Annotated in this window: 18 protein-coding genes; 11 read left to right on the top strand and 7 right to left on the bottom strand. The window is 40.6% G+C overall.

Going from position 1 to position 16,471, the window contains the following annotated elements:
- Positions 1 to 59: 59 nt before the first annotated feature.
- The 3 genes from C6H66_RS10985 to pabB all read right to left on the bottom strand — a co-directional run bounded on the left by C6H66_RS10985 (position 60) and on the right by pabB (position 3,526).
- Positions 60 to 1,424: an L-serine ammonia-lyase gene (locus C6H66_RS10985; protein ID WP_105395614.1), complete on the bottom strand. Its 1,365-nt coding sequence runs from the start codon at positions 1,422 to 1,424 to the stop codon at positions 60 to 62.
- Between the two features lie 171 nt (positions 1,425 to 1,595).
- Positions 1,596 to 2,159 carry a CoA pyrophosphatase gene (locus tag C6H66_RS10980; RefSeq protein WP_046397539.1) on the bottom strand — a complete coding sequence of 188 codons (564 nt, stop codon included), beginning with the start codon at positions 2,157 to 2,159 and terminating at the stop codon, positions 1,596 to 1,598.
- Positions 2,156 to 3,526 (bottom strand): aminodeoxychorismate synthase component 1, encoded by a 1,371-nt coding sequence (pabB, locus tag C6H66_RS10975; RefSeq protein ID WP_105395613.1) that lies wholly within the window; start codon positions 3,524 to 3,526, stop codon positions 2,156 to 2,158. The genes C6H66_RS10980 and pabB overlap by 4 nt, the downstream gene beginning before the upstream one ends.
- Positions 3,527 to 3,665: 139 nt before the next feature.
- Here pabB and C6H66_RS10970 point away from each other — a divergent pair, with 139 nt between their 5' ends.
- The 3 genes from C6H66_RS10970 (at position 3,666) to pip (ending at position 5,354) form a co-directional block, all read left to right on the top strand.
- A complete protein-coding gene (locus C6H66_RS10970; protein ID WP_040153331.1) occupies positions 3,666 to 3,845 on the top strand; it encodes a YoaH family protein in 180 nt (59 codons plus the stop codon).
- A gap of 107 nt (positions 3,846 to 3,952) precedes the next feature.
- Positions 3,953 to 4,327: a protein YebF gene (yebF, locus tag C6H66_RS10965; RefSeq protein WP_105395612.1), complete on the top strand. Its 375-nt coding sequence runs from the start codon at positions 3,953 to 3,955 to the stop codon at positions 4,325 to 4,327.
- A 73-nt stretch (positions 4,328 to 4,400) separates the two neighbouring features.
- Positions 4,401 to 5,354: a prolyl aminopeptidase gene (pip, locus tag C6H66_RS10960; RefSeq protein ID WP_105395611.1), complete on the top strand. Its 954-nt coding sequence runs from the start codon at positions 4,401 to 4,403 to the stop codon at positions 5,352 to 5,354.
- A gap of 49 nt (positions 5,355 to 5,403) precedes the next feature.
- Here the strand turns inward: pip and C6H66_RS10955 are convergent, their stop codons facing one another.
- Positions 5,404 to 5,634, bottom strand: a complete 231-nt coding sequence (locus C6H66_RS10955) for a DNA polymerase III subunit theta (protein WP_040153323.1) — start codon at positions 5,632 to 5,634, stop codon at positions 5,404 to 5,406.
- 319 nt (positions 5,635 to 5,953) lie between these two features.
- Between C6H66_RS10955 and ftnA the strand changes: the two genes are divergently transcribed.
- From ftnA to C6H66_RS10935, 4 genes are all read left to right on the top strand, one after another.
- On the top strand, positions 5,954 to 6,457 hold the full coding sequence (gene ftnA / locus C6H66_RS10950; protein ID WP_036782010.1) for a non-heme ferritin: 504 nt from the start codon (positions 5,954 to 5,956) through the stop codon (positions 6,455 to 6,457).
- Positions 6,458 to 6,651: 194 nt separating this feature from the next.
- Entirely contained in the window at positions 6,652 to 7,038 is a 387-nt protein-coding gene (yobA, locus tag C6H66_RS10945; protein WP_036781988.1) for a CopC domain-containing protein YobA, read from the top strand.
- Positions 7,039 to 7,040: 2 nt separating this feature from the next.
- Positions 7,041 to 7,934 carry a copper homeostasis membrane protein CopD gene (gene copD, locus C6H66_RS10940; protein WP_046397541.1) on the top strand — a complete coding sequence of 298 codons (894 nt, stop codon included), beginning with the start codon at positions 7,041 to 7,043 and terminating at the stop codon, positions 7,932 to 7,934.
- A gap of 140 nt (positions 7,935 to 8,074) precedes the next feature.
- Complete coding sequence (locus C6H66_RS10935) at positions 8,075 to 8,416, top strand: YebY family protein (RefSeq protein ID WP_105395610.1); 342 nt, start codon at positions 8,075 to 8,077, stop codon at positions 8,414 to 8,416.
- A 227-nt stretch (positions 8,417 to 8,643) separates the two neighbouring features.
- Here the strand turns inward: C6H66_RS10935 and C6H66_RS10930 are convergent, their stop codons facing one another.
- On the bottom strand, positions 8,644 to 8,886 hold the full coding sequence (locus C6H66_RS10930; RefSeq protein WP_036805241.1) for a DUF1480 family protein: 243 nt from the start codon (positions 8,884 to 8,886) through the stop codon (positions 8,644 to 8,646).
- Between the two features lie 664 nt (positions 8,887 to 9,550).
- Between C6H66_RS10930 and C6H66_RS10925 the strand changes: the two genes are divergently transcribed.
- The 4 genes from C6H66_RS10925 (at position 9,551) to htpX (ending at position 14,160) form a co-directional block, all read left to right on the top strand.
- The gene (locus C6H66_RS10925; protein WP_105395609.1) at positions 9,551 to 10,048 is read left to right on the top strand and encodes a GAF domain-containing protein; all 498 of its coding nucleotides are present in this window, start codon (positions 9,551 to 9,553) and stop codon (positions 10,046 to 10,048) included.
- Between the two features lie 95 nt (positions 10,049 to 10,143).
- Positions 10,144 to 10,851 (top strand): RNA chaperone ProQ, encoded by a 708-nt coding sequence (proQ, locus tag C6H66_RS10920; protein ID WP_046397544.1) that lies wholly within the window; start codon positions 10,144 to 10,146, stop codon positions 10,849 to 10,851.
- 19 nt (positions 10,852 to 10,870) lie between these two features.
- A complete protein-coding gene (gene prc, locus C6H66_RS10915) occupies positions 10,871 to 12,922 on the top strand; it encodes a carboxy terminal-processing peptidase (protein ID WP_046397545.1) in 2,052 nt (683 codons plus the stop codon).
- Between the two features lie 350 nt (positions 12,923 to 13,272).
- Positions 13,273 to 14,160 (top strand): protease HtpX, encoded by an 888-nt coding sequence (gene htpX / locus C6H66_RS10910; protein WP_036782002.1) that lies wholly within the window; start codon positions 13,273 to 13,275, stop codon positions 14,158 to 14,160.
- Positions 14,161 to 14,226: 66 nt separating this feature from the next.
- Here the strand turns inward: htpX and C6H66_RS10905 are convergent, their stop codons facing one another.
- Together C6H66_RS10905 and C6H66_RS10900 are read right to left on the bottom strand one after the other, a co-directional pair.
- On the bottom strand, positions 14,227 to 15,618 hold the full coding sequence (locus C6H66_RS10905) for an L-cystine transporter (RefSeq protein ID WP_181150185.1): 1,392 nt from the start codon (positions 15,616 to 15,618) through the stop codon (positions 14,227 to 14,229).
- A gap of 187 nt (positions 15,619 to 15,805) precedes the next feature.
- Positions 15,806 to 16,354, bottom strand: a complete 549-nt coding sequence (locus C6H66_RS10900; protein WP_046397547.1) for a metal-dependent hydrolase — start codon at positions 16,352 to 16,354, stop codon at positions 15,806 to 15,808.
- Positions 16,355 to 16,471 lie beyond the last annotated feature (117 nt).

Raw genomic sequence — 16,471 nt, 5'->3', positions numbered from 1 at the left:
GGGAGGTGGTCTTTTACTACAGAAGTATTTATTGATTAAAAAACAGGTTATTTATTTGATTAATCACACTGAACTTTAATTGCCAGACCACCGCGGGATGTTTCACGATATTTAGCGTTCATGTCTTTACCTGTTTCGTACATGGTTTCAATAACTTTATCGAGAGAAACACGTGGTTCACTGGTACGGCGCAAAGCCATGCGTGCAGCATTGATTGCTTTTACTGAAGCAATGGCATTTCGTTCGATACAAGGTACTTGTACTTGGCCTGCCACCGGGTCACAGGTAAGGCCGAGGTTATGTTCCATACCGATTTCAGCCGCAATACAGACCTGTTCAGCGCTGCCGCCAAGCAGCTCAGCAAGGCCGGCTGCTGCCATCGAGCAGGCAACACCTACTTCCCCCTGGCAACCCACTTCAGCTCCAGATATTGATGCATTCATTTTATAGAGAATGCCAATAGCGCCGGAAGCGAGGAAATAGCGGATATAGAGTTCTGGCGTTACAGGTTCAATGCAATGGTTGTAATAAGCGAGTACAGCAGGAACAATGCCACAAGCGCCATTGGTTGGTGCGGTAACAACACGTCCACCCGCAGCATTTTCTTCATTGACTGCCAGAGCGAACATGTTCACTAAATCCACAACATTCATTGGATCATTGGACAGATTGTTTGATGAGGTCAGCATGCGATGTAGTGCCGCTGCCCGGCGTGGTACACGCAGTGGGCCAGGTAAAACCCCTTCTGTGTTCAAACCACGTTCAATACAAGCCTGCATGGTATCCCAGACATCGGTAAAATAGGCATTAATTTCTTCTTTGCTGTGGAGATCCAGCTCATTTTTCATCATTAAACCGGAAATAGATAACCCGGTTTTATTACAATTCATCAGTAATTCTTTTGCTGAATTGAATGGATAGGAAACGGGTTTGGTATCCTGGGAAGGTTTACCAAAGTGTTCTTCATCAACAATAAAACCACCACCAATTGAGTAGTAGGTTTTGCTATAAACTTTTTTGTCCCCCGCGAATGCGTGAATTTGCATGCCGTTTTCATGTAATGACAGGTTATCACTACGGAAAACCATGCCGCTATCACGTGGGAAATCGACTTCATGTAAACCGTTGGCTAACTTAATACGCTGTGTTTGCTCTACATCACGAATAAAACCGGGGATCGAATCAATATCAACGGTGGCGGGTAAATTGCCTGCCAGACCCATGATAATGGCGATATCCGTATGGTGACCCTTGCCAGTTAATGAGAGTGAGCCGTAAACATCGACGGCTACACGCGTGATAGAAGGCATTAATCCCTGGTTTACCAGATCGTCGACGAACTGTTTGCCGGCTTTCATCGGGCCAACCGTATGAGAGCTAGATGGACCAATACCGACCTTAAACATGTCGAAAACGCTAATCACGCCAGACTCCTTAAAAAAGATAGAGATATAGTTATATATATTGGGGTACGCTACTTTACTGTGATTTAGTAGTGTTGATAAGGGAGTTTACAGTTTTTTTTGAATTATGATAGCAATAGTAATAAAAATGGGCAAAAAAAGCACAAATTAATTATCCTTAAATAATTTAGATCAAACTTGAACTTGTTGAGCTAATTGATGAATTATCGTTGCTGTCAGCCCCCAGATGAGGTGTCCCTGGTACCAGTAAAAATAGATACGATGCTGCTGACCGCGGCGGTTAATATCAAGATAATGATAACTCGAAAGTGAAAGCGCTTCTGATAGAGGAACTTCGAATATTTTGGCAACCTCTTCCGGGTTGCTGTGAAGGGATAATCCAGGGGGCAATAATCCGACAATAGGTGTCACCAGATAGCCACTGGTGCTATTTAAAGGGGCGAGTTGTCCCAGAACCTGAACTTTCTGATGAGGTATGTTAACTTCCTCTTCCGCTTCTCGTAGCGCTGTCGCGATTATTGATTTATCTTTAGGATCAGCAACCCCTCCTGGAAAGGCGACTTGACCGGCATGTGATCGTAAAGTGGCGGAGCGCCGGGTTAATAATAGTGTTGGTTTCGGTTTGCAGATGATGGGTAATAACACCGCGGCATGGCGGTTGTTATCTAGAAGTCGTTTAGGCGGTGGTGGAAGTTGTAACTGAAATCTGTTGACGAAATCAGACAGCGATATCATATGACTTTTATTTTCCCTAGTTGTGGCAAAATACAATTCAACTTATCAAATGTTTCTTGATACTCTTTTTCGGCAATGCTGTCGGCAACGATCCCGCCGCCAGCCCAACAATATATTTTTTCTTTCTCAGTTAAGAGGGTACGAATGGTGATATTGCTATCCATTGTGCCACAGAAACTAATATAACCAATTGAGCCACAATATCCATGTCGGCGGTGAGGTTCAAGTTCTTCTATTATCTCCATCGCTCTGATTTTAGGCGCTCCGGTAATAGAACCTCCGGGAAAACAGGCACGTAATAGATCCGTGGCATGTTGTTCATTTGGCAGTGTTGCGGTGATTGTGCTAACCAGATGATGAACGGCAGGGAATTGTTCAACCACAAATAATTCAGGAACTTTAACTGACCCAGGTGTGGCTACCCGGCCAATATCATTCCGCAATAAATCGACGATCATCAAATTTTCAGCTTGGTCTTTTTTTGAAGCTGCTAATTTTTCAGCTTGCAGGGCGTCCTTTTCTGCATCACCTAAGCGCGGTAATGTTCCCTTGATCGGGCGAGTTTGAATTTGTTTATTTTCCAAGAGTAAAAAACGTTCGGGAGAGACACTGATAACGCTGTTTTCCGGTAAACGAATAAAGGCTGAAAAAGGTGCGCGGTTGCTCTCATTAAGTTTTATGAATGCTTGCCATTCATCTCCTTGGTAATCGGCGCAAAATCGTTGTGCCAGATTAACTTGATAACAATCGCCATTTAACAGATAGTGATGAATGCAGTTAATTTTCTCGTTATATTGTTTGGCACTCATATTTGACTGCCATTCACTGGTCAACGTAAAAGCTGCTTTTGGTGAAACTTGGCGAGATGTAAGCCAGTTCAGACGCGTGTCAACATTACTGTAACTGAATAAAATCACCTCTTTTTTATGATGATCAACAATGAGTGCCCAGTCATAAATACCTATTGCCATATCTGGAAATGACAGCTCATTTTTGGCTTGTGATGGTAATTCTTCAATATAACGCCCTAGATCATATCCCCATAGGCCCAGTGCGCCACCTTGAAATGGCAAATCAGTATCAAGCTTTGCTGTGATATTTAATTTCTTTAGTTGTTTTTTTAACAGGTGAAAGGGATCTTCCTCAGTAATATAGATATCACCATCTTCGTTTATTTCAGTCGATTTATTATGACTGAGCAGTGTTATCCGTGGTTCTGCAACCATAATATCAAACCGGTTATGGGGGTGGTTGGCAGAACCAGAATGGAGCAGCATTGCCCAAGGCTGGTTTGAAATCGGCGCGAAATAGTTGATGGCAGCGTCTGGCTGATAAGGTAATTGCCGTTTTTGTAGTGAAATACTCATTATGATGTTGGTTTAGCAGTTGTAACGCAAAAGTTAGTCTTGATTTTAATCCTTACAGATTAACATAGAAATCCATTCCTTACTTGAGTTAAAAATCGCTATACTCCTCGGCATAGATCACTTTATAGAGGTTATTATCATGTTTTCGGATATGCCAGCTTTATCCCATCAGGAACAGCAACTAGCAGTGGAAAAAATTCAGCAATTGATGGTTGAAGGAATGAGTAGTGGGGAAGCGATTGCGTTGGTTGCTCAAGAAATTCGTGAACAGCATCGAGGAAAAGAACAGGTTAATGTAGTGTTTGATGATGAAAAATGAACATAATTAAATTATTTATTTAACAATAATCACACATTTGTTTTACCTGACATGCTAGGTTAGCTCCATATTTAATCTCTTACTTTGAGATATTAACGGGAGGTAGTATGAAAGCATGTCATATCATTAACAGAGTTGGCCTATCGGGTGCTGCACTTTTGCTCACTGTTTCATTCACAGTATCTGCTGTATCGGAGAACAAACGTGTTGGTAAATTTATTTCTTGCGATAATTTAACCAAATCGCAAATTGCCGCTCAAGTAAAGCGTGATTTTCTGCAAAACCGCATTAACCATTGGTCGGAAGATAGGAAGCAGTTGGGAACTTCTAAACCAGTGGTGTGGGTAAAGGCGGAAAATATTACTGGCGATAAAGATATCTTAAAAATTCCGCTGACTGTTCGTGGTTCTAAACGTGACAAAGGTTACCGTGTTGTCGTTGATTGTCAGCAAAATACGATTAGCTATAGCGAATCGAAATAACATTTTCTGCTAGTTATCTCTACCCGTCGTTAGACGGATACTGGGTTTGGTGTTAGTCAGTAAAGGAAATGTTATGTCAGAATTGAGAAAATTATATCCGGCTTGTGAAGCTTATCGCTCGGGTTATTTGGATACAGGCGATGGTCATCAAATTTATTGGGAATTGTGCGGTAATCCTGTAGGTAAGCCTGCTGTATTTATTCATGGCGGGCCGGGCGGTGGTATTGCCTCTTATCACCGTCGGTTATTCGACCTGAAGAAATATCATGTCATGCTATTCGATCAGCGTGGTTGTGGACGTTCAAAACCTCATGCCAGTTTGGAAAATAATACCACTTGGCATTTAGTTGAAGATATTGAGCGTTTACGTCAATTGATGGGGGTGGAAAAATGGCTGGTATTTGGTGGCTCGTGGGGTTCAACTTTATCTTTAGTTTATGCCCAGACTCATCCTCAACGCGTTTCTGAATTAATTCTTCGGGGAATTTTCTTGCTGAGACCACAAGAGTTGCACTGGTATTATCAGGATGGCGCTTCTAATTTCTTCCCTGACAAATGGCAACGCACAGTATCTATTTTATCGGAGGAAGAACGAAAGGATGTGATCGGAGCATATAATAAGCGGCTGACCAGTGATGACCTTCGCGTGCAATTAGAAGCCGCTCGTCTCTGGAGTTTGTGGGAAGGGGAGACGGTGACATTGCTTCCTTCAAATAGTGTGGAGTGTTTTGCAGAAGATGAGTTTGCTTTGGCATTTGCTCGGATTGAAAACCACTATTTTATCAATGAAGGTTTTATGAATGAGGAGCAGCAACTGTTGAATAATATTGACGTTATACGGGATATTCCGGCAGTTATCATTCATGGCCGATATGATATGGCTTGCCGGGTGCAAAATGCTTGGGATTTAGCGCAGGCATGGCCGGAGGCGGAATTACATATTATTGAAGGAGCAGGGCATTCATTTGATGAGCCGGGTATTTTACATCAGCTTATTAGTGCAACTGATAGGTTTGCCGATCAGTGATTGGATATAACCACCGGTTATCCGGTGGTTACCCATGCTTACTGGCTGATTAGCGGCTTTTGGGTTCGTAGGGTAAACGGGAAAATTGTTTGGATAATTGGCGATAATACACTAAACGTTGTTGAAAATATTGCCGCAGATACTCGGGTTGCTCTTGTTCAACGGTATCAGGCAGTACTGGCATATTGTAACGCTCCTTAAAAGCTACGCCGGAGGCTGCCAAATCAACATTCACTTTATCCATGTTCTCTGTGGAAAGCTCGGCCAGATTATGTTTCATAAGTGTCTTTCTCATTCACACACAAAGTGATAAAACTAATCCAGAAGAGTTTTTCTGGCAAGGTCTGAATTGATTATTTTATAAATATAAATAATATTCATTATCATTAAATATAAAAATTCCTTGATGAAGATTATTTTGTAAATGTAATTCATTTTCATTTGAATATATTAAATGAGATTCATTTTCATTTTATTTATCAGGAAATATATTTATATTTCAATATGATATGTATATTTAATTTATTTTCTCTTATTGGGTTTTATTATTCTAATTTAATTGGCATAATATAGGTGAATTAATGACTGGAGTATCTATTATGTTAAACCGAGAAATGATTGATAAATTAAATGAGCAGATGAATCTGGAGTTCTATTCTGCGAATTTATATCTACAAATGAGTGCATGGTGCGGTGAACAAGGATTACCTGGCGCTGCTGCGTTTTTTAAATCACACTCCCAGGAAGAAATGCAGCATATGCATCGTTTGTTTGATTATCTGAGTGATACAGGTGCAATGCCACGTTTGGGGCAAATTGATGCGCCTTCCGCCGATTATGAATCTATAACCCATGTACTCAATAGAACTTATGAGCACGAGAAGTTTATTACTGCCGAAATTAATAAACTTGCTCATTTGGCGATAACCACGCAGGATTATTCTACTTTTAACTTTCTGCAATGGTATGTAGCGGAACAGCATGAAGAAGAGAAATTGTTTAAATCTATCCTTGATAAATTAGGTATGGTTGGCGAGGATGGTAAAGCACTTTTCCTATTGGATAAAGATCTGAAAGGTCTGGCTGCTGCAAATCCTGTCTAATGAAATGGAATTAATTAGCCGCAGTAGTCGCAATAACTTTAGGTATTTAAAGTCAATGCTGCGGTTTTCCTTTATTTTTGCGCGATAGTTCACAAGACGAAATTCTCATTGTAAGTTATCGCAGATAAAATAACTCTTTTGATATAAAATGATGACAACTTATCGAGATTCATTTGAAAATTAAGAGGTTATTGATGACTATTAGCACAATTCGCTCTTTTTGCCGAAAATTATCTGCTCTAATTGTTCTTTTCGTTGGCATATCCTGCCAGCAAGCTTTGGCCCATGCCCATTTGACAGAACAAATTCCGGCGGAAGATACTACTGTAGAAAATACACCGCAGGTAATCACATTAAGCTTTTCTGAAGGTATTGAATTGAATTTTAGTAAAGTAAAAGTGACTGGTCCGGAAAATAGACCCATTAAAACCGGAAAATTGAAGCTTGATCCGGCAACTAATACAAAACTGATTCTTCCTATCGAAGATAAACTAACGACAGGGAGATATGATGTGAACTGGAGCGTGGTCTCTGTTGATGGGCATAAGACCAAAGGTGTCTATAGCTTTACAGTGAAATAATTATGTCTCTGGCGGCGCTGTATATTCTTTGTCGCTTCACCCATTTTGTGGCAGTTATGTTAATGTTTGGCTTTAGCGTATTTACTGCCATCTTGGTTCCTGAGCGTTTATCTGTTCTGATTGATGCACGCCTTCGTTTAGGGGTAATTATCAGTACCGTTGTGACATTAATAACAACAATTGGATGGTTGGCAATTCAAGCGGGAATAATGGGTGATGGCTGGCAGGATATTTATAATCTAGAAATCTGGTTGGCAGTACTGGGAACAACTTTTGGTAAAGTTTGGCAATGGCAAATACTGATTTCAATAGTTGCTACGGGGTTTTTGTTTATCAGTAAACAAAAAGCTAGAAATATTCTGATGTTAATCAGTTCTACGGTTTTACTCTCCTGCCATGCCTTTATAGGTCATTCGGTAATGCATGATGGGATAACAGGCGTTTTTTCTCAGGTCAATCAGGTAATTCACTTAGTGAGTGTTGGGTATTGGTTTGGTGGATTATGGCCTTTTTTGTTATGTCTGCAATTTTTACGGATACAAAATGAATTGGCTATGGGATTGGATAAACAGATCATGGTTTCTATGATGCGTTTTTCCACGTATGGGCACGTTGCTGTAACTTTGATTATTATAACGGGTATCATAAGCAGCTTAATTTTGCTGCCGAACTGGCCGAAATATAGCGGCAGTGAATATCAATCCATGCTATGGCTGAAGATAGCATTAGTGGCGGGCATGGTGATGCTAGCATTAATTAACCGCTATATCCTGGTTCCCAAACTGAAACAACCTGGCCGTTATCAGTTGTTGATTATCAATAGTTGGATTGAAATTATCCTCGGAGCATTGGTTTTATTATGTGTTGCTGTTTTTGCCACTTATCAACCAGTTTGATTTTCTTAAGTAATTATCTGTCTCGATAGGTGCTATTGGTGTAGCCTATTCTTGACACTAAATATATAGTGAATATGGAAAAAGCTGGAGTGTATAAAAGATCCACTTCGCTCGCTTTTATATCTACATTGGTAACTATTATGAAACGTTTACTCTTATTACTTTCCTTGTTTTGTCTCTCTTTTCAAAATGTTGCTGCGCCGATTGAAACGGTGAGTAAGCACCAATTTGGTGATAAATGGGCATTTACACGGGAAGAGGTGATGTTGGATTGCCGAGCAAATAAGGCTCTGTTTGTGATTAATCCAAGTACGTTAGTGCAATACCCATTGAATGATATAGCCACAGAGATGATGCAGGTAGGGAAAGTGAATGCTAAGTCTTTGGATATTATTTTATTGGATGATAGCAAAAATCCAACTCAAAAAATGAGTATAGAGCCATTCCAACAAGCAGCTTTAGCATTGTGCGATAAAAAATAATGTCATTGAGTAAGCGATAGCGTCTATATTTGTCTTAATGGAAGATGTTGTTTTTGATTATTTATTATCCAAAAAGTTGGTAAAATGCAAGTATGTCAGCTACGCTTTAAGTTGTAAGTTGTTTTTCGTCTCAATGACACTTTTAGCGCACGGCTCTTAAGAGCCATTTTCCCTAGGCCGAGTAGAGGAGTCAACTCGGCCTTTTTTTGTCACAAGCTTTGTGGACATCAGACCACCCTCATAACCCATGCATGTTTTTGTCTATCATAATGCTTTCTGTAGAGAAGAATGTGTTTATCGTTTAATAAGGCGGGAATACTGGTGTGTTCATCCCATCCATCCAACTGCATACAGAGTTCGCGGTCGGAATTACAGGGAATGCTGATGGTGATATCATCCTCTTCAGAAGGTGAAGAGAGAATAGCATCATCAATTTCGTAGCTGGAAATTCTTAATATTGTCTGGTTCATGATCGCTCCTTAACTTTTAGATAACAGGTAAGACCAGTGTGGCCATCATTGAGGATAGATCAAATAGCTGAGATTTCCAGTAATAATATTTTCTGTGTTGGATAATTGGTAGATGATATTGCTGTTATAATTATCTGTTCTAAAACTTACTATCGTCATATTGCTTTTTTTATCTTTGTCATTCTTTGGCCTTTTATACATTCAGTAGGAAATATTTATTTGGTGTGGTAGTAAGGAGTAAAAGTGTTAGTGATGGTGTAGTAAATGCAATAATTCTACGGATAAATTGTTTGAATGTTTTGTTTTTTACTACACAACCAGTCAATTCTCAAATGAAAGAGGCTAATGAGCGACACTGTTATCAGATAATTGATCTTTATAATTGTGGAAAAGTTCAATTTAATTTTATTGTATGGGAACCTGGAGGTGCTGACGGTGAATCATATTCATACTGGTTGCGCCCCTGATAATGTTTTGGTAAGTAGTGTGATATCTCACAAGCTTTTGCAAGTATTCAATAAATATATTAAAGAATATCTTATTAAAGATAGTAAAGAATTTACGTCAGTGTGACAGACTGTTAACCTTATTGTTATGGGCATTTGATATTTTTTTGATATAAAAATAGAGATGCGTTTTGTGAATTTCATCGGATAGGTCAATTATGAATAAAAATGAGTTCTATCGGGAGCTTACGGGGGACTTAAAAGCTCTGTTGTCTGGTGAGTATGACTTAATAGCAACGCTGGCTAATGCCAGTGCATTGTTGTATGAACGCTTGCATGATGTTAACTGGGTTGGTTTTTACCTGATTGGTGGCGATACGTTGGTGTTAGGGCCATTTCAGGGAAAAGTTGCTTGTGTCAGAATACCTGTTGGCAAGGGGGTATGCGGAACGGCTGTATTAGAAAAGCGCATCCAGCGTGTTGATGATGTTCATGCGTTCCCAGGCCATATCGCCTGTGATGCTGCTAGTAACGCTGAAATTGTGTTGCCGTTGATCGTAAGCGATAGAATCATCGGTGTATTGGATATTGATAGTACGGTCTTTAATAGGTTCGACGAGAAAGACGAATTTGGCTTACAAGCCCTTATTGATGGGCTTTGTGCTCATTTAGAACAGTGCGTTATGCCTAAATATGTTGAATTGAATGTAACTTAACATATGGATAACGTGGCATTTATCAGCAACGCTATTATAATGACGCCAGTTCATGCCTATGCTGGTTGGCAAAACCGTTGTAATCAGGAAATTTCATGGAAAATCAACCTAAGTTGAATAGTAGTAAAGAGATTATTGCATTTTTAGCTGAGCGTTTCCCGCTCTGTTTCGTAGCAGAAGGTGAAGCTCGTCCTTTAAAGATCGGTATTTTTCAAGATATCGTTGAACGTATTCAGGACGAAGAGTGTTTAAGTAAAACACAACTGCGCTCCGCCTTACGTCTGTACACATCAAGTTGGCGCTATTTGTATGGTGTTAAAGAAGGTGCACAGCGTGTTGACCTTGATGGTAATTCATGCGGTGAACTGGAAGCGGAACACATTGAGCACGCTCTCCAGCAACTGACTGAAGCCAAAGCACGGGTTCAGGCACAGCGTGCGGAGCAAAGAGCTAAGAAACGTGAAGCTGAAAATGCGGCGGCTGGTGAAAAAAATGAACGGCCCGCAGCCAAGAAACCTGCACCTCGTCGCCGTGCTAACAATACTGAGGGGGAAAAACGGCAGCAACAGCCACGCCAACAAAAGCGTCCTCAGCAAGCACGTAAGCCAGTTGCTAAACCTGCTCAACCTTCACCTACTCAGATTATCGATGTTTCATCGCTGAAAATTGGTCAGGAAATTAAAGTAAGAGTGGGTAAGAGTTCAGTGGATGCTTCTGTGCTTGAGATCGCCAAAGATGGTGTACGAGTACAATTGCCTTCCGGTTTGGCAATGATTGTACGCGCAGAACATTTACAGTTCTGATACGGAGGCCAACCTGGGCATGAACAAATTCGTCAGACTGGCTTTTGTCTTAGGTGTTTCAATTTTTGGTACTTGTTATGCAAATACAAACAGTCCAGTGGCTGTTCCTGTTGGTATTGAACAACTACCTATATTGAAGCAGGAACCTCAGCATTCAACAGTGAGCGAGCGGGTAACATCCCGCTTCACTCGTTCTCATTATCGCCAATTTGATTTAAATGGTGATTTTTCGGCAAAAATATTTGACCGCTATCTCAATATACTGGATTACAGCCATAACATATTATTAGCGTCAGATATTGCTCAGTATGCCGATAAGAAAAAGTTGTTAGGCAAGGAATTGGAAAGTGGGAATCTGGAAATTCCATATGACTTGTTTAATTTGTTACAGAAACGTCGCTTTGAGCGTTATCAGTACGCTTTATCGCGTCTTGAACAGCCAATGAATTTTGATGGTAACGATACAATTGATATTGATCGTTCCAAAGCCCCTTGGCCACAGAGTGTGGAAGAGCTAAATAAACTTTGGGATGCTAAAGTTAAGTATGATTGGCTCAACCTCAAGCTCAGTGGCAAAGAGGACAATAAAATCAAAGAGATGCTCACCAAACGTTATCAATCTGCGTTAAAACGTCTGACACAAAGTCAAAGTGAAGATGTTTTCCAATTGATTATGACTGCGTTTGCTCGTGAAATTGATCCTCATACTAATTATCTTTCACCACGCAATACTGAACAGTTTAACTCAGAAATGAGTCTTTCCCTGGAGGGGATTGGTGCTGTTTTGCAAATAGATGATGACTACACGGTTATAAATTCTTTGGTTGCTGGTGGGCCTGCCGCCAAAAGCAAAGTATTAAACGTGGGCGATAAGATTATTGGTGTCGCTCAGTCTGGGAAGTCTATGGTGGACATTATTGGCTGGCGTCTGGATGATGTGGTTGCGCTGATTAAAGGTCCTAAAGGGAGTAAAGTACGGCTTGAGGTTATTTCTGATACCAAAGGAGCAAAACCACGTACTGTTACTTTAACTCGTGAACAGATCCGTTTGGAAGATCGGGCTGTGAAGATGTCAGTTAAGACAATGGGTCAGGAAAAAGTGGGCGTTCTTGATATCCCCGGTTTTTATGTTGGTTTGACTGATAATGTTAAAACGCAATTACAAAAACTGACCAAACAGCATGTCAGTGCTATTGTCATTGATTTGCGTAGCAATGGCGGTGGTGCGCTGACAGAGGCGGTTTCTTTATCAGGCTTGTTTCTCCCAAGTGGCCCGATTGTCCAAGTTAGAGATAATAATGGAAAAATCCGTCAGGATTCTGATACCGATGAAGTGGTGTACTATAAAGGACCTTTGGTTGTTCTGGTAGACCATTTTAGTGCTTCTGCTTCTGAAATTTTTGCCGCGGCAATGCAGGATTATGGGCGAGCGTTGATTGTTGGTGAACCGACTTTTGGTAAAGGCACAGTTCAACAATATCGTTCTTTGAGTCGTATTTACGATCAAATGATGCGTCCTGATTGGCCATCACTGGGTTCTGTCCAATATACGATTCAGAAGTTCTATCGCGTGAATGGCGGTAGTACTCAGCGTAAAGGGGTTACTCCTGATATTGTAATGCCGACGGGGGTTGATCCGGCAGAAACGGGGGAAAGTTTCGAAGATAATGCTTTGCCTTGGGATAGCATTCCTCCTGCCCGTTATACAGGGTCTAAAATTGTTGCTGCATTGGTTCCTCAGTTGAATGTCGTTCACAATGCTCGCATTACAAATGATCCAGAATTCAAGTACATCAATGAGGATATTGCTCACTATAAGGCGATGAAAGAGCATAAAAATCTTGTTTCTTTGAACTACGCACAAAGAGAGAAAGAGAATAAGGAAGCGGATGCTCTGAAGTTGAATCGCATAAATGATCGCTTTAAACGCGAAGGTAAAAAGCCATTAACTTCACTGGATGATTTACCTAAAGATTATCAGGGGCCAGATCCCTATCTTGATGAGTCAGTGAAGATTGCACTTGATTTAGCACACCAACCTGCTGAGAAAATGTTAGCTAAATCTAAATAAAATAATGGGTTAAAGCCTGTCAATGATTAATGCCCAATATCGTTCGCTTGAGATGTTTTGAGTGAACGGTATATTGGGTTTTCAATAAAATAATATGAACAGCCTTTTTAAGGTGTTTTTTCTTTTCAGAAAAGATGAATTGTTTCACATTTTCTCAGCATTACTAGGTGTTGGAGTATTTTGTTTAACCAATTGGTGTTAGGCTAATGCGGGTTTTTTTATGATTTTGTAAAGTTGTATTGATCTTATCGCTTAACAGGTTAAAAGCCTTGAATACAGTAAGAACAGCCTTATTTATAGAGTAGTTCTGAAAGTGCATTTATGATTATTAATAAAGGAAGCCGGTTTTTATGATGCGAATTGTTTTGTTCCTCCTCACTAACCTCGCTGTTATGTTGGTGTTCGGGATAATACTTTCTTTGACAGGAATTCAGAGGAGTAGTGTACAAGGTCTGATGATTATGGCTGGCCTGTTTGGTTTCGGGGGAGCATTTGTTTCCCTGTTGATGTCCAAATGGATGGCTTTGCGCTCTGTGGGTGGTCAGGTCATAGAACAGCCAGCAAATGAAGTTGAACATTGGTTAGTTGAAACTGTTCGTCGTCAAGCGGAACAGGTCAATATTGCCATGCCCCAGGTTGCGATTTATGCCGCGCCTGATATTAACGCATTCGCTACCGGAGCGCGTCGTAATGCTTCTCTGGTAGCTGTCAGCACTGGTTTATTGGACAACATGAGTAGGGCAGAAGCAGAAGCCGTTATTGCTCATGAGATTAGTCATATTGCTAATGGTGATATGGTGACGATGACTTTGTTGCAAGGTATCGTAAATACTTTCGTTATCTTTATTTCTCGTCTGTTGGCTCAGGCTGTATCAAGTTTCCTGTCTGGCAACAGTGATGAGGAAGAGAGTAACTCCTCTGGTAATCCGATTGTTTACATGGTTGTTTCAATGGTGCTGGAAATAGTATTTGGTATTCTGGCGAGCATTATTACAATGTGGTTCTCCCGTTACCGCGAGTTCCATGCAGATGCAGGTTCTGCCAAATTGGTCGGCCGTGAGAAAATGATTGCTGCTTTACAGCGTCTGAAAACCAGTTATGAACCGCAGGAAGAAGGCAGTATGATGGCGTTCTGTATTAATGGTAAAGCAAAAACATTCAGTGAGCTGTTCATGTCTCATCCACCATTGGACAAACGTATTGAAGCACTGCGTAGTGGACAATACCTGAATAAATAACATTGTGAATAAAATAAAAAGCCGGAAAATCAACTCCGGCTTTTTTGCAACTTTTGAAGTTTTAAATTATAGCTGACTTAATTCAACCTGTTCTTCTTGATCGAAGATAGTTTTATCAGTTTGTCCCATCAGTTGGCTGGTAATAGTACCAGCGGTCATTGAGCCACTTACATTCAGTGCCGTACGGCCCATATCAATGAGAGGCTCAACAGAAATCAATAAAGCAATCAACGTCACAGGTAATCCCATTGCAGGTAAGACAATCAGTGCCGCAAACGTAGCACCGCCACCTACACCCGCCACGCCAGCAGAGCTGATAGTGACAATACCAACGAGTGTTGCAATCCACATCGGGTCAAGAGGATTTATGCCCACTGTTGGAGCAACCATTGCTGCCAACATGGCGGGATAAATCCCGGCACAGCCATTCTGACCAATTGTTGCTCCGAAAGAGGCTGAGAAACTGGCGATAGATTCTGGCACGCCAATACGGAGTGTCTGAGTTTCGACATTCAGTGGAATACTGGCCGCACTGGAACGGCTGGTAAATGCAAAGGTCAACACCGGCCAGGTTTTTTTGAAAAATCTAAGTGGATTGATGCCGATGAGAGAGAGCAGGAACCCGTGAACAACAAACACGAGTGCTAATGCAATGTAAGATGCGATAACAAAGGTTCCCAGTTTTGCAATTTCATGGATATTAGAGTTGGCGACAACTTTGGTCATTAAAGCCATAACACCATACGGCGTTAAGCGCATAACCAGACGAACCAGTTTCATTACCCATGCTTGTATAGTATCGATAGCGACTAATATGCGTTCACCTCTTTCATTGTCATCTTTCAGCATTTGCAGAGCTGCGATACCTAAGAAGGTTGCAAAGATGACAACGCTGATCACAGAGGTTGGGTTAGCGCCGGTTAAATCTGCAAATGGATTTTTAGGAATAAAAGATAAAATCAATTGTGGTACAGATAAATCAGAGACTTTGCTGGCGTAGTTGTTTTCGATAGCAGACAGGCGGTTCGTTTCTTGAGGACCTTGGATCAGACCTTCAGCAGTCAGGCCGAACAGGTTGATAATTATGATACCGATAAGCGCTGCAATCATTGTAGTGAATAGCAATGCTCCAATGGTCAGAAAACTGATTTTTCCTAAAGAAGATGCTTTGTGTAATTTGGCAACTGCACTCAAAATAGAGGCAAATACCAGAGGCATAATGACCATTTGTAGAAGCTGTACGTAACCATTACCGACAATGTTGAACCATAATATGGATTCCTTCACTATGATATTATCAGAGCCATAAACTAGTTGCAGTGCCAGGCCAAAAATAATGCCAATGGCAAGGCCCGCAAAAACCTTTTTCGACAAGTTCCATTGCCGTGAACTAGCTTTTGACAATAGCAAAAGCAGTGCTACGAAGACGAGCACATTCGAAATGAGTGGTAAATTCATCCCCAAACTCCAGAATTCAATTTAGTTGAGTCATAAGTTGTATCGAATCGTGTAAGTTTGCAAACGAACACATTACAACAAGCAGTTGGGGAATATAGTATCAGCTTAAATTATTCTCATTTATAACTATATAGAATTTGTTATAACAAATGTGACTTTTAAGATTTATTTTTAGTCAATTAGAGTATTATAAATAGAGATCTTTGATGCGATTGATATAAAAAAGTATAGAGTATTCAATATCTTTTGGTAGAAAAATGGCAATGACAATTAAGAGAGCAGAAATAAACCTTTCTGCTTTCTTATTTCCTTGCTTGCCAAGCACCGGTAGACAGAAACGTATTTTGATTGGCCATAATAACGGCACACCTGCGGGCGTTAGCATATCTGCAATCAGATGGCTTAAATAGCCAACAATCATGGCATGGAAAAAATCAGTTGGGATTAGCCACTCTTCCGGTATTTTTAGCCAAAATAAAGTGATTCCTAATATGAGAGCAAGTAAGCTGTGAGTAAATCCTCTATGACCACAAAGTTTGGCTACGGGAATGGAGATAAATCTGAATAATCTACCCAAAGTTGAATTAGGATGATCGATATCAGGTAACAAGGCAGTAAGCAGCACCCCTGGTAGCATATGCAGCCAGTCTCCATTAGCTATCTCTGGTGTTATTTCTAGCTTGTGTGCCAAGATAATGCTGGCAACTGAAAACAAAAGATGCCCTTCTGCGGTCATAAATTCCTCTGACTAATAACTGTCTATCCATACAGTTGGCGAAGTATAGAGGGTTTTACGTGGGTAAGATAGAGGGTGAAAAGCAAAAATATCTTATTTATTAATATATAACGTTAA

It is taken from the genome of Photorhabdus hindustanensis, from assembly GCF_002968995.1.
In the GTDB taxonomy this organism is placed as follows: domain Bacteria; phylum Pseudomonadota; class Gammaproteobacteria; order Enterobacterales; family Enterobacteriaceae; genus Photorhabdus; species Photorhabdus akhurstii.
This window is presented reverse-complemented; position numbering and strand designations above follow the sequence as displayed.